13 protein-coding genes and 1 tRNA gene are annotated in these 12,471 nt (G+C 56.3%); 6 read left to right on the top strand and 8 right to left on the bottom strand.

Features of this window, described 5'->3' with window-relative positions; all coding sequences use genetic code 11:
• Window positions 1-32: 32 nt before the first annotated feature.
• The 7 genes from ACSQ3H_RS05195 to rplU all read right to left on the bottom strand — a co-directional run bounded on the left by ACSQ3H_RS05195 (window position 33) and on the right by rplU (window position 5,825).
• Window positions 33-629 carry a nicotinate-nucleotide adenylyltransferase gene (locus ACSQ3H_RS05195; RefSeq protein ID WP_436119354.1) on the bottom strand — a complete coding sequence of 199 codons (597 nt, stop codon included), beginning with the start codon at window positions 627-629 and terminating at the stop codon, window positions 33-35.
• A 56-nt stretch (window positions 630-685) separates the two neighbouring features.
• On the bottom strand, window positions 686-1,969 hold the full coding sequence (locus ACSQ3H_RS05190; protein WP_436116065.1) for a glutamate-5-semialdehyde dehydrogenase: 1,284 nt from the start codon (window positions 1,967-1,969) through the stop codon (window positions 686-688).
• A gap of 3 nt (window positions 1,970-1,972) precedes the next feature.
• Window positions 1,973-3,124: a glutamate 5-kinase gene (gene proB / locus ACSQ3H_RS05185; RefSeq protein ID WP_436119353.1), complete on the bottom strand. Its 1,152-nt coding sequence runs from the start codon at window positions 3,122-3,124 to the stop codon at window positions 1,973-1,975.
• Between the two features lie 53 nt (window positions 3,125-3,177).
• Window positions 3,178-4,212: a GTPase ObgE gene (gene obgE / locus ACSQ3H_RS05180; RefSeq protein WP_436116064.1), complete on the bottom strand. Its 1,035-nt coding sequence runs from the start codon at window positions 4,210-4,212 to the stop codon at window positions 3,178-3,180.
• A 94-nt stretch (window positions 4,213-4,306) separates the two neighbouring features.
• Window positions 4,307-4,927, bottom strand: a complete 621-nt coding sequence (locus ACSQ3H_RS05175; RefSeq protein ID WP_436116063.1) for a GNAT family N-acetyltransferase — start codon at window positions 4,925-4,927, stop codon at window positions 4,307-4,309.
• 117 nt (window positions 4,928-5,044) lie between these two features.
• Window positions 5,045-5,317: a 50S ribosomal protein L27 gene (gene rpmA, locus ACSQ3H_RS05170; RefSeq protein WP_099997631.1), complete on the bottom strand. Its 273-nt coding sequence runs from the start codon at window positions 5,315-5,317 to the stop codon at window positions 5,045-5,047.
• 25 nt (window positions 5,318-5,342) lie between these two features.
• Entirely contained in the window at window positions 5,343-5,825 is a 483-nt protein-coding gene (gene rplU, locus ACSQ3H_RS05165; protein WP_436116062.1) for a 50S ribosomal protein L21, read from the bottom strand.
• A 351-nt stretch (window positions 5,826-6,176) separates the two neighbouring features.
• Between rplU and ACSQ3H_RS05160 the strand changes: the two genes are divergently transcribed.
• From ACSQ3H_RS05160 to ACSQ3H_RS05145, 4 genes are all read left to right on the top strand, one after another.
• A tRNA-Ser gene (locus ACSQ3H_RS05160) sits at window positions 6,177-6,266 on the top strand.
• A 497-nt stretch (window positions 6,267-6,763) separates the two neighbouring features.
• On the top strand, window positions 6,764-7,081 hold the full coding sequence (locus ACSQ3H_RS05155) for a hypothetical protein (protein ID WP_436116061.1): 318 nt from the start codon (window positions 6,764-6,766) through the stop codon (window positions 7,079-7,081).
• Window positions 7,082-7,605: 524 nt separating this feature from the next.
• Window positions 7,606-7,911, top strand: coding sequence for a hypothetical protein (locus ACSQ3H_RS05150; RefSeq protein ID WP_436116060.1), 306 nt, complete (start codon window positions 7,606-7,608; stop codon window positions 7,909-7,911).
• A gap of 281 nt (window positions 7,912-8,192) precedes the next feature.
• A complete protein-coding gene (locus tag ACSQ3H_RS05145) occupies window positions 8,193-8,447 on the top strand; it encodes a RidA family protein (protein ID WP_436116059.1) in 255 nt (84 codons plus the stop codon).
• Here the strand turns inward: ACSQ3H_RS05145 and ACSQ3H_RS05140 are convergent.
• Window positions 8,444-9,148 carry an SDR family NAD(P)-dependent oxidoreductase gene (locus tag ACSQ3H_RS05140; protein WP_436116058.1) on the bottom strand — a complete coding sequence of 235 codons (705 nt, stop codon included), beginning with the start codon at window positions 9,146-9,148 and terminating at the stop codon, window positions 8,444-8,446. The two genes, ACSQ3H_RS05145 and ACSQ3H_RS05140, sit on opposite strands and share 4 nt — an antisense overlap.
• 762 nt (window positions 9,149-9,910) lie before the next feature.
• On the opposite strand from ACSQ3H_RS05140, the gene ACSQ3H_RS05135 reads away from it, so the two are divergent.
• Both ACSQ3H_RS05135 and ACSQ3H_RS05130 read left to right on the top strand, forming a co-directional pair.
• Window positions 9,911-11,320, top strand: coding sequence for an adenylate/guanylate cyclase domain-containing protein (locus ACSQ3H_RS05135; RefSeq protein WP_436116057.1), 1,410 nt, complete (start codon window positions 9,911-9,913; stop codon window positions 11,318-11,320).
• Between the two features lie 155 nt (window positions 11,321-11,475).
• On the top strand, window positions 11,476-12,462 hold the full coding sequence (locus ACSQ3H_RS05130; protein WP_436116056.1) for a BMP family protein: 987 nt from the start codon (window positions 11,476-11,478) through the stop codon (window positions 12,460-12,462).
• The last annotated feature ends 9 nt before the right edge of the window (window positions 12,463-12,471 follow it).

Below are 12,471 nucleotides of genomic sequence, written 5' to 3'. Positions count from 1 at the left end.
TGAATCCGGCTTCACGCAGCTGAAACGCAGTTTCATACCTTTGGTTTCATCACACCGTTGCGAATAGCGGTCGACGACAACAATGATCGCGGTCCATGAATGAAGGTCCATGCCGGCGCTCGTGAGCGGGCAAGCATCGGCGCATCGTCCTCATCGATACGCGCATAGTCGAACGTCTTCGCCATGCGCGACGAAAGGAACGCCAGCGTCGACCCTGGCCGGTCGATGACGGCAATCGGAAATGTCAGTGCGATCTTCTGCCAGCGCTGCCAGCGATGGAAATCCGCCAGATTGTCCGCTCCCATGATCCAGACAAAATACACTCCAGGGTTGCGCGCTTTGATCATCGCCAATGTATCCGCCGTGTAGCGAATATGATGTGCTGCCTCGAAGGCAGTGATCTTCACTCTCGGATCATGGATAAGCGCCTCACAACGCTCCAGCCGTTCTGCTAACGGCGCCAGATGACGTGCATCCTTGAGCGGATTGCCAGGGGTGACAATCCACCAGAGTTGGTCGAGTTTGAGACGTCGCAAAGCGATTTCAGCGACCAGCGCGTGACCGGCATGCGGCGGATTAAAGGAACCGCCGAACAGACCGACGATCATACCCTTTTCAACGAAAGGCATGCGCAAATGCGCTTCGCTGACGCCCGGAAAGCTTATCTGCCGCCCTTGCTTTGATGTCACGGACGCGTCTGGCCGCTGCCGCGCACGCGGTATTTAAATGAAGTCAATTGCTCGACGCCAACTGGACCGCGCGCATGCATCTTGCCGGTGGCGATACCGATTTCGGCGCCCATGCCGAACTCGCCGCCATCGGCAAATTGCGTCGAGGCGTTATGGAGAAGGATTGCGGAGTCGATTTCGCTGAAGAACCGTTCTACCACCCATGCATCCTCAGCGATCACTGCTTCCGTATGATGCGATGAGTAGTGATTAATATGATCGATCGCGCCACCGACGCCATCGACGAGCTTCACCGAGATGATGGCGTCCAGATATTCCGTCGACCAATCTTCTTCTGTAGCGAGTTTGGCTTCGGCATAGACCTCGGTAACCGCTTTGTCGCCACGGATTTCGCAACCAGCCGCACTCAAATCCTCAAGCAATGGAACCAAATGGGTTGGAGCTATAAGCCGGTCGACCAGAAGCGTCTCGGCCGAACCACAGACGCCGGTACGACGCATTTTGGCATTCACGGCAATCTTGCGCGCCATTGCCAAATCGGCGGAAGCGTCGATGTAGAGATGGCACAGTCCTTCCAGATGGGCAAAGACCGGTACGCGGGCCTCCAATTGCACCCGCGCGACAAGGCTTCTGCCACCGCGCGGAATGATCACATCGAGATTTCCGTCGAGACCCTTCAGCATTTCACCAACCGCAGTGCGATCCGTGGTTGGGACGAGCTGGATCGCATCCTTTGGCAGCTCCGCTGCCTCTAACCCTTCCAGCAAGGCTTCGTGAATGGCTTTCGATGAATGGGCTGAGTCCGAACCGCCACGCAGGACGACCGCATTACCGGATTTAAGACAGAGTGCACCTGCATCGGCCGTCACATTCGGCCGGCTCTCGTATATCACTCCGATAACGCCAAGTGGCGTGCGCACGCGCTCGATATGCAGGCCGTTGGGGCGATCCCATTCGGCAATGACGTCTCCAACCGGATCTTTGAGATCGGCAATTGCACGGATGCTCTCGGACATGCCGGCAATACGCAGTTCGTCCAGCTTAAGCCGATCAAGCAATGAAGCAGCCATCCCAGCTTTCCGGCCGTTGGCCATATCCTGTTTGTTGGCGCTCAATATCTCCGCCTTGCGGCGATCGATCGCGTCAGCCATGGAGAAAAGAGCCCGGGTCTTCTGGTCCGGCGACGCGGTAGAAAGCGGATGGGCAGCGGCGCGCGCCTTGCGGCCGATATCGGCCATCAATTCAGCAACGGACTGTTCTGCATCCACTCGTCTCAACATTCTCTACTCCTTAGGCACGGTAATACGCCTCGCCGAACGCACCACCAAATCATCGCGATGGATCATAGCGGAACGAGCATCATAACCAAGAATTGTCGCAATCTCATTGGTCTTGCGTCCGGCAATCTTTATGGCATCCACCGCATCGTAGGCAATAAGCCCGCGCGCTGCCTCGCGCCCATCAGGACCAACGACAGCAACTGTGTCGCCGCGCATGAAGTGACCCGCAACCTCGCGCACGCCCGCCGCGAGCAACGACTTGCCGGATTTAAGTGCAACCAGCGCGCCCTCGTCGATCACCAGCCGTCCGGATGGTTCGAGATTGCCGGATATCCATGTCTTCCAGGCATTGACCGGTGTCGAGCTCGCCTTGAACAGGGTGGAGCGCGCGCCTTTATCGATAGCTGCCAGTGGGTTAAGCCGCGTACCCGACGCAATGATCATGGCAGTGCCGGCAGCATTGGCGATCTTGCCTGCGTCAAGCTTGGTCTTCATGCCACCACGGGAATATTCCGACGCTGCCGCCCCCGCCATGGCCTCGATATCGGGCGTGATAGATTCAACAACGGGCAGGAATTGCGCATCGGGATTCTGATGTGGTGGGGCGGTGTAGAGTCCATCGATGTCGGACAGCAGGATCAACAGATCGGCGCCCATCATGGTCGCGACACGTGCAGCAAGCCGGTCATTGTCACCATAGCGGATTTCGGTGGTAGCGACCGTATCATTCTCGTTGATCACCGGAACGGCCTTTAGCCGCAGCAAAGTGCCAACCGTCGCGCGCGCATTGAGATAGCGGCGGCGCTCTTCCGTGTCGGCCAGGGTCAGCAGGATTTGTCCGGCCCGCAATTTGTGATGGTTCAAGACTTCCGCATAGGCTTTAGCCAATTCGATCTGTCCGGCCGCGGCCGCAGCCTGGCTTTCTTCGAGCCGCAATGCGCCCTTTGGCAAGCCGAGCACCGTTCGGCCCAGTGCAATCGCGCCTGACGAGACGATCATCATCTCGACGCCGGACGAGATAAGCGCCGCAACGTCAGTGCCGAGGCTTTCCAGCCAATCGCGCTTCAATCCGCTGGCGCGATCGACAAGCAGCGCCGATCCAATCTTCACAACGATCCTGCGATAGGAAGCGAGCTTCGGCAAAGAATTCACCATTGCCTCGTCTTCACTTTTCCGGAGCTCTGCGGTTTTCACGGACATTGCATGACTCAATATTTGAAGCGGTTATCGACCTCGACAGGAGCTTCCGATTGGCGTGATTCGAGAATGATCGCAGACAGTGCCCGCAGGACCTGTTCAATCCCTTCGCGACTGACGGATGACAGGAGCATCGGTTCGCGACCCGCTGCCTTTTTTAGCGCGGCGATTTTTTTCTTCCGGGCTGCCGCATCCAGCGTATCAATCTGGCTCAAGGCCACGATCTCGAGCTTATCCGCAAGTCCGGCGCCATAGGCTTCGAGTTCCGTGCGCACTGTCTTATAAGCTTCGGCGACATTTTCTTCCTGTGCCGAAACCAAGTGCAGAAGTACGCGCGTCCGCTCGACATGGCCAAGGAACCTGTCACCGATCCCGACACCCTCATGTGCGCCTTCGATCAGCCCGGGAATATCCGCGATCACGAATTCGCGAGCGTCGATCCGCGCGACGCCGAGGTTGGGATGCAACGTCGTAAACGGATAGTCGGCAATTTTCGGCTTGGCGGCGGTGACGCTGGCCAGGAAAGTAGACTTGCCTGCATTGGGTTTACCAAGTAGCCCCGCATCGGCGATGAGTTTAAGTCGGAGCCAGAGATTGCGCTCTTCGCCCTCGAGGCCCGGATTTGCCCGGCGCGGCGCCTGGTTGGTCGAGGTCTTGAAGTGTGCATTGCCAAAACCGCCGTTGCCGCCCTTGGCAAGCCGATAGCGCTGACCGACAACAGTGAAATCGCAGATCAGTGTCTCATTATCGTTTTCAAAAATCTGCGTGCCGACTGGCACCTTGAGAATAACATCGGCACCTTTACCGCCGGTCATATCGCGACCCATGCCATGCATGCCGGTCTTGGCCTTGAAATGCTGCTGGTAGCGATAATCAATCAGCGTGTTGAGGCCATCGACAGCCTCCGCCCAAACATCGCCGCCCCGGCCGCCGTCACCGCCATCCGGACCGCCAAACTCCAAAAATTTTTCACGGCGGAACGACACCGATCCGGCACCACCGTCGCCGGAACGGATATAGACTTTCGCCTGATCAAGAAATTTCATGGAAGTTCAGTCCCTTTTGATGTTCCGAGGCATTACAGGAAAATCCCGGAGATGAAAACTGGTCGCCCCACCTCTTGGGACGACTAGTCAATGTTTACGACGTCCAGCTTCGTAGACCGATCCACGTCCTCCGGTCGAGCATATACCGCTCGACAGGCACGTTTCCGGCTGTGATCGAATCCATCATACCGGTGTTGGTATACTGGAAGCCGCTTTTATAGATCACCCGACGCGAAGCGATATTGGAGACACGGCAGGACGCATAAAGCTTTTCAACCTGTGTTGCCCTGAACACCAGATCGACGAGAGCATGTGCAGCTTCTGTCGCATAGCCCTTGCCCCAATGGGGCTCGCCCAGCCAATAGCCGATTTCCAGCTCATCCCTGCCGCTGCTCAGATGCTCATCCTTGTTGCGGCGATAATTGATACCACAACATCCGATGAAAGTGCCGGATTGCGCGAGGGTAATCGAGTAGACGCATTTGCCGATCTCGCCCGCATTGGCACGGCGCACGAAATCCACCGCATGTTCCTTCGTGTAGGGGTGCGGCATGCGGGAGAGCATTTCAGCCACGCGAAGATTGTCGGCGAGACGGGCAATTGCATCCACATCCTCGTTACGTGGCGCTCGTAAAACCAGGCGTTCCGTAACGAGAACGGGACAATCTATCAGATCCAGCCGTTCTTCATCGTCTTCCAGTATTTCAGCAACCATTTGTCTATCCTCCAGACACGAAAGGGGAGATGGGTGGTAATCCCATCTCCCCTTTGATCTTTTGGCGGTTGCCATACACCGGGTCCGATGGGACGCCGGTGCTTCAAGCAGGACCGGCTATTCTGCTGCTTCGGCGATCGGGTTGACGATCGACACGTAGCTACGGCCGTTGGCTTTGGTGCGGAAGGAAACAGTGCCTGCTTCAAGTGCAAACAGAGTGTGATCCTTGCCCAGACCAACGTTGACGCCGGGATGCCACTTGGTGCCGCGTTGACGCACGAGGATGTTGCCGGCAAGAACGCGCTCGCCGCCAAACTTCTTCACGCCAAGGCGCTTCGATTCCGAATCACGACCGTTGCGTGACGAACCACCAGCTTTTTTATGTGCCATCGGATTGCTCCTTTAAATCTTGTTCTTATTCGCCCGATGCGGGCTTCTCAGCCTTGGCAGCAGCCTTCTTTGGCGCAGCCTTGGCCTTTGGGGCGGCTTTCGTCTCGTTTGCATCCGCAGCAGCGGCAGCCTCCGCCTTCGGAGCAACCTCCTTCTTGGCCGGCTTTTCAGCGGCCTTCTTGGAAGGCTTTGCACCATCCGTCAAGATTTCCGAGATGCGGATCGTCGTCAGTTCCTGACGATGACCGCGCGTACGCTTGGAATTCTGGCGGCGGCGCTTCTTGAAGGCGATGACCTTGCGGGCACGGCCCTGTTCGACGACTTCAGCTGTGACCAGCGCGCCGCCAACGACAGGAGAACCGATCGTCGCGTCAGCTCCAACGCCAACCATCAGAACTTCGGCAAATTCAACGATATCACCGGCACTGCCGGCAACTTTTTCGACCTTCAGAAGGTCATTGGCGGCAACGCGATACTGCTTACCACCGGTCTTGATGACTGCGAACATTTTTTCCCTTTCGGAGTTCGGTTCGGTTTAGTGCCGTTTTGCGGCAATAACCGTCTTTTTGTCAGTCGTGACAGATTGATCGAAAGGCACTCTTACGCATAAGAATAAAGGCACCCGAATTCAAAAACAAACGGCGCGGAGAATCCCCCACGCCAGTCGTCGGGCGCTTATAAGATCAGCTTTGTCACAGAGTCAAGAAATTTAACGCAAAATTGCTCTTGTATCCTGAAGCTTTGCCCGCTATCTAGCGCGTCGCACGCTCAAGCCAAGCCCTTCGGGGTATTGCGGCACCGGCAGGGTCCATTTTCCCGGCCGATACATCCGGGGTCTTTTTTGATTGATCCCTCACGCGGAGAGGTGGCTGAGTGGTTGAAAGCACCGCACTCGAAATGCGGCATGGGGGCAACTCCATCGGGGGTTCAAATCCCTCCCTCTCCGCCATACGATCAATAAAAGCAATTGGTTAGAAGCCAATCTCAGGATTGCTATAGCCATTGACGTAACCGATGGTTTGGGGAGAGACACTTCCCGGCAGGTGTTCCAAGGGTGTTTGGATGATGAGTGCCCTGTACCGAACTAATGATTGCTTTAATTCGCCGGTGGAAACACGTATTTTAACGGGTCTTTGGAGCTATCAGATTGGGGTCCAACTCCTGTGCAAACCGGAGAGTAATATTGGCGCATAGGAGCGTTCGGAGAAGCTAGCTCGTATACTGTGAAGCATACTGGCGGGTGGGATCACGTATTCCCTACGCCCGATCTGCGTTAGATTTCATCTATGGCCTCACGCTATCTTAACCACCCAAGTCTACACTTTAATTGCTGAGCCCCAATGTCAGAGCCCGGCCAGCCTTTGTTTTGCGTTCAGGCAGGACGGGCCTCCACTGACATTTCGCGCGTTCAGCTAGGATTTTTGTCCGTCGCTCGTGGAGGAGTGGATGCGCGTTTGGTTTATCGTTACGACATTCTTGCTTTTGGTGGCCTCGCCAGCAGGCGCGCAGAATAAAATTCAGACGCAGACCACCGATGGGTTCCTGAAATCTATTGGCATGGCTGAACCGGCACCGCAGAGATTTGTTCAATCAAACGCCGCACTGCCCTGCTTTGCTGTTAGCAGAGGACCAGCAGACTCGATGGTATTTTTAGTGAACCAATGCAATGGGCAAACATGGATGCTCATCAGAATGCCCATAGAGAAGACGCCAGGAGAATTCCAATATGTTTGGCGGCCGGTCTATCCGACAAAAGAGCCTTAGATTCGAAGCCCCGCGGCAGCCATGAAGAATGCATCGATCTCAGTAATGAATTCTAACGAATCCGCGATTGATTGATGCGCGTGGAGTGCTGCTGCAAGATGCCGAGGCTGGTACGCAATGCCGGCGGTGAGGCTCGGCGCTGCCCTTGATGCCTCCGCCGAGCCTCACTCCTATAGTCCAGCAGAACCGGTCGATCTGCTCGAACCGAGCATCGATTTTGCCTCGACTGGAGCCAGCCGTTCTGCTTTGCCGCCGCAAGACTTCACGGGGAGCGGGGAATGAATCGGGTAAGTTCATGATTGCGACATTTGCGTTACTTGGCGGCGCGTCGGCCCGGACCACTGCCAGGAACGTCGCGCCGAACTTGTCGAGCCGGCGGAGCGCTGTTGACTGCGCGCGGGCATAGTTAAACGATGTCATGGATGTCATGTTTACATCCTCGCATTGGATCGAACTGCGTTTTTGAGCGTTGTGCAAAGGGGCCGTCTCACGTGCCCGCATGACTTAACTCGGAGGATACAGCTATGCATGCAGCCAATCTGCAAATCGAAGGTCTCTGCCTTGCTATCGCTTCTATCAACCGTTTGCTGGTCGAGAGGGGTGTCGTCACACAAGAGGAATTGGACACTGCATTCGACAAAGCAGAGGCCACCGCGCGCGGCGACAATCGGTTTACTGGGGACATGTCGCCATCAAACCGAGATGCTGTTTGTTTTCCTATAAGGGTCCTTCAAGTTGCCAACGATACTGGAGCAGAAAAGCCGTGGTCGTTTTCAGAACTTGCAAAGCTCGTTGCAGAGACGAAGGAGCCGTACAACGATCAACGTTAGGTTGGCGCAATTCAGGTTCATATATACCCTATGCCCCTGCCCTGCATTAGCGCCACCGGGCGCGTCTGGTGGCAATCCGCGGGTCATATCAGGAACAGCCCATAGCACTGGCCGGGAGATACGCGCCTTGCCTCCCACTTCCCCATCATCCGGCAAGTAAGATCGAGGTCCATCGTCGGCCCAAACGAAAAACCCACGCAACGCGTTTGCCTTATTGGCTGCAATGCTCTCTGAAAGAGCGACACTGTAAACGACTTCTAACCGCTGGAAAGATCAAATCAATGACATTGAAATGTATCAATCCTAACGAAATATCCACTCGCCTGACGTATAGCCATGTCGTCGTTGCTACAGGCAGCCGATTGGTTTTTGTCGCTGGACAAGTAGCCGAGGACAGTGAAGGCAATCTTGTTGGCTCGGGCGATATGATGGCCCAGTCCCACCAAGTGTTTGCCAACATCGGGCGCGCGCTCGCTGCGGCTGGAGCCAGGCCAGCTTCAGGTTCCCCACGCCACTCTTTGTCGGCGCGTCATTAGAAGGTCTCCACCCAAGGCCGCACCTCGATTTCCCAACTCCACGCATTCCGAGGTTGGCGAAGGAGTGCAAGGTAGGTCTCCGCGATTGCATCCGGGTCGAGCGTACTGTCCATGCGGTCAACCGGATCGGGGCGAGCGGCACTGCGAATGCCACCATCGATAACCACGTGGGCGACGTGAATCCCTTGCGGTGCCAATTCACGGGCGGCACTTTGGGCTAGACCGCGCAGAGCAAATTTGCCCATCGAGAAAGCGGCCGAGTGGGCAAAGCCCTTTACACTGGCGGTCGCTCCTGTGAAGAAGAGTGCGCCGTGCCGGTTTACAAGCATCCGTTTTGCCGCTTGCTGGGCAACCAGAAAGCCTCCGTATGCGGAGATATCTATCGCCTTGTGCACGGCTTCGGGATCAAGGTCTGTGAGCCGCCCGGGCAAACGCGCGGAAGCATTATAAATCACGATGTCGGGCGCGCCGATCTGTCCGTCCACCTGCTCGAACAGTTGCATGACATCCTCGGGATTGGAAGCATCGACGGTGAATGTATCAGCGTCGACCTGCGCTGCCAGCGCTTCCAGTTTGCTGGTGTTGCGTGCGGCCAGACCCACTTTAATTCCCTCGGCGGCCAGAACACGGCAGAGGGAAGCACTAAGGCCAGTTCCTGCACCGACGATGAGGGCAGTGCGATAGCGTAGCGGTGTCGTCATGTGAGCAATTGCCTGTATTCGGGATTACAACCAGAAATCGATCTGAATGGCGGATTCTAGCATCTTAACCGATCTGACTAGCTGAAACACCTGTTCGACAGGGCGGAGCGGTTGGTGTGGCCAATTGCCATCATAGGCATAGTCCAGTTGCCGTTGTCATCTTCTTCGGTTTGGCTTCTTGCGACGAATGCGAGTAGCGCGGGATCGCTTCAAGTTCGAGGTGCTAAATGAGCGGGCATGCGAAATCATGACACGAGAAAGGCGGCGTATCATGAATCAGCAGCACGCCTTTCTCGACAAGTCCGGGGCACACACAGGGCCTCATGAGTTTCAGCCAGTGATTCAAGCCAAGCTCCCACTTCCACGGGAATTTTTTCTTTACCGTTTGACCAAGCGTCAACCAATGAGGCGTCACACCCGAGTAATTCGGCAAGCTGAATTGGCGTCCAGTGCACGGATTCGAGAGCTTCTGCAAAGCGTTGCGGGGTCATTGCGGCACCCTACTCCAACCCTTGGGGATTTAAAATGGCCATCCAACCCGTCATGTTCAACAATTCTGGTGCGTTCTCACGCCAGTAGTTGCAACGGTATCGAGGATATCAACATCTTTCAGATGCACCAATGCAATGCTACCCGGCAGAGTTATGCCTCTGAAAGGGCCGACTATGTCAACTTTTTCGACGGTACCGTGTGATACGCTCGAAGTAATGTCCGCCTAACGAATTCGCTGTCCGCACGCCAGTTTCGGTGTAGAATAGGTCTATGGGTGAAGCTCAGCCTTTATTCGCAATGCTGCGTCAGTCGGCGCAGCCGGACATCGTCGAAGCCCTCGAGCGGCTCGTTCGCGAAGCGCCAGACCGCAAACTCGGCCGTGTCAATGCGCTCGCGTTCGCCTCTAACGAGGGACTTGACGAAGAGCAGACAATCAACGCCTTCTTGCATGCATCTCGTCTCGGCCTGTTCGAGATGTCGTGGAATGTTCTTTGTCCTGGTTGTGGCGGGGTACTCGATGCCAATACCTCGCTAAAGACCGTGCAGAGTGATGAATATACATGCGCGCTTTGCGCAGCTGGCTATGAGCCGACGCTGGATGAGATGGTCGAGGTAACCTTTACGGTGAGCCCGCGTGTGCGCCGGATCGACGCCCACAATCCGCACGAACTGCCCCCTTTGGAGTATTTCCGCCAGATCTATTGGGGCTCGGGTGTCAATCTGCCTGAGGAGGACTATGAGGCAAAGGTCGACGAGTTTGTTATGGAGTCGCTTGAGTTGCCCCCGGGAGAGAAGGCCGTTATCTCGCTGCAGTTGCCGGAGGCGTTCGTTATCATCTTTGAACCGGTTACACACGCGGCGCAATTCCTGAACGTAAAGGGCGCGCCAACAAAGGAGCGACAAAGCCTCTCGCTCGTGTTCGACCGCGCACACCGGCACCACGAGACCATCAACTTGCGCCCCGGTCCACTGCGCATCGTGGTGGAGAACCACACAGAAGTTCGCACATTGCCATCGGTGTGCTTGGCTAACGACGCGCTGCACGCACTGCTCGGCAACCGCCGCCCTTTCCTGACCGCCAATCGATTACTTTCCAATCAGACGTTCCGCGAGATCTATCGCACCGACACGATCGACGTGGACCAGCGGCTGAAGATCACCAGTCTCACTTTCCTTTTTACCGACCTGCGCGGCTCGACCGAGCTGTACGAGAGGGTCGGCGACCTTGCGGCATTTGATCTGGTGAAGACCCATTTCGCTATCCTCAACGAGATTGTGGGTGCAGAGGCAGGTGCCGTTGTGAAGACGATCGGCGATGCTGTGATGGCCACCTTTCCAACACCCCACCGGGCTGTGGTTGCGGCGATGCGGATGCGCGAGGCTATGCTGCGGCTCAACAAAGAACGCGGCAGCGAGGATCTGCTTTTAAAGATCGGTATCCACGAAGGGCCGTGCATCGCCGTGAGCCTGAACGAGCGGCAGGACTATTTCGGGCAGACCGTGAACATTGCCTCGCGCGTGCAGCACCTGGCCACATCGCGCGAAATCTTCGCCACCGGTTCCGTGCTTGAGGACCCGCGCGCCTCCGAACTCCTGGCACAGCGTGGTCTGACGCCGATGTCGCACAACGTCATGCTTCGCGGCATCACCGACCAGATCAGCGTCTTTACGATTCCATAAGCTCGGCTCATGGGCATTGGTCAAATCCGACCCGGGATAACCTTAGTGGCCTACGCCATATTGATCGTTTTTTGAGCACCCATTCACTTGACACGTTTTTGTGCAAATCCTACTGTTTTTTGAACAATTGGTAAAAAAACAGGGGAACGAGACAAGTGACAAAACAAACTATAATTTCGCGGCGCGCAGTATTGGCAACGGGAGTGGCCCTGGGCGCGGGGCTTTTGGTGCCGGCCGCAAGGGCGCAAGCGGTTATGAAGGTCGCGGGCATTCATGCATCCCCCGTTGAAAATGCGTGGAATTCGTGCCTCCACAAGGCACTTCAGGACGCCGATGCCGACGGTACCATTGAATATGTCTTCTCCGAAGGCGTATCCGGAACGGACTATCCTCGGGCAATGCGCGAATATTCCGAACAAGGCTGCAAACTGATCGTTGGCGAATCCTACGCCGTGGAGCGTGAAGCCCGGCAGGTCGCAGCCGATTATCCTGATACCGCTTTCCTGATGGGCTCCAGCGGAGAGGCATCAGGCAAAAATTTCGGCGTTTTCGGAACCTGGAATCACGGCGGCGCCTATCTCGCTGGCATGCTTGCTGGCGCCATGACGAAATCGGGAACGGTCGGTTCAGTCGGTGCGATTCCGATTCCCGAGGTCAACATGTTGATCAATGCCTTTGCGGCTGGCGTGAAGGAAGTCCGGCCGGATGCCAAGCATATCGTCTCTTTCATCGGCACCTTCTTCGATCCACCGAAGGCGCGTGAAGCCGGCCTCGCCCAGATCGACGCGGGCGCCGACATACTCTTCGGAGAGCGGATTGGCACCGCCGATGCCGCCAAGGAGCGTGGGATCAAGTCGGTCGGTTCGTTGATCGATTATACGCCGAGATATCCCGATACGGTTTTTGCCAATGCCATGTGGTATTTCCGGCCGATCCTTGATGCCGCCGTCGCCGACGTGAAGGCGGGAAAGCCAACTGGCAGTAACTACACGCCCTTTGGTTTGATGAAGAATGGCGGCAGCGACATCGTTTACGTGAAGGGTGTGGCTCCGGCGGCAGCGGAGGCCGCCATGGAAGCCAAACGCAGTGCCATCAAATCTGGGGCTTTCGAAGTTCCGATCATGGTGGAGCAGCCCAAGTAACAACGGCGA

Source organism: Phyllobacterium sp. LjRoot231 (assembly GCF_964253365.1).
Lineage (GTDB): Bacteria > Pseudomonadota > Alphaproteobacteria > Rhizobiales > Rhizobiaceae > Phyllobacterium.
This window is presented reverse-complemented; position numbering and strand designations above follow the sequence as displayed.

What these genes read in the sequence shown, in the direction of transcription:
- ACSQ3H_RS05135 (WP_436116057.1), top strand. Translation starts at nt 9,911, where the DNA reads ATGGGTGAAGCTCAGCCTTTATTCGCAATGCTGCGTCAGTCGGCGCAG.
- rplU (WP_436116062.1), bottom strand. Translation starts at nt 5,825, where the DNA reads ATGTTCGCAGTCATCAAGACCGGTGGTAAGCAGTATCGCGTTGCCGCC.
- ACSQ3H_RS05195 (WP_436119354.1), bottom strand. Translation starts at nt 629, where the DNA reads ATGCCTTTCGTTGAAAAGGGTATGATCGTCGGTCTGTTCGGCGGTTCC.
- obgE (WP_436116064.1), bottom strand. Translation starts at nt 4,212, where the DNA reads ATGAAATTTCTTGATCAGGCGAAAGTCTATATCCGTTCCGGCGACGGT.
- ACSQ3H_RS05155 (WP_436116061.1), top strand. Translation starts at nt 6,764, where the DNA reads ATGCGCGTTTGGTTTATCGTTACGACATTCTTGCTTTTGGTGGCCTCG.
- ACSQ3H_RS05145 (WP_436116059.1), top strand. Translation starts at nt 8,193, where the DNA reads ATGACATTGAAATGTATCAATCCTAACGAAATATCCACTCGCCTGACG.
- proB (WP_436119353.1), bottom strand. Translation starts at nt 3,124, where the DNA reads ATGGTGAATTCTTTGCCGAAGCTCGCTTCCTATCGCAGGATCGTTGTG.
- ACSQ3H_RS05190 (WP_436116065.1), bottom strand. Translation starts at nt 1,969, where the DNA reads ATGTTGAGACGAGTGGATGCAGAACAGTCCGTTGCTGAATTGATGGCC.
- ACSQ3H_RS05175 (WP_436116063.1), bottom strand. Translation starts at nt 4,927, where the DNA reads ATGGTTGCTGAAATACTGGAAGACGATGAAGAACGGCTGGATCTGATA.
- ACSQ3H_RS05150 (WP_436116060.1), top strand. Translation starts at nt 7,606, where the DNA reads ATGCATGCAGCCAATCTGCAAATCGAAGGTCTCTGCCTTGCTATCGCT.
- rpmA (WP_099997631.1), bottom strand. Translation starts at nt 5,317, where the DNA reads ATGGCACATAAAAAAGCTGGTGGTTCGTCACGCAACGGTCGTGATTCG.
- ACSQ3H_RS05140 (WP_436116058.1), bottom strand. Translation starts at nt 9,148, where the DNA reads ATGACGACACCGCTACGCTATCGCACTGCCCTCATCGTCGGTGCAGGA.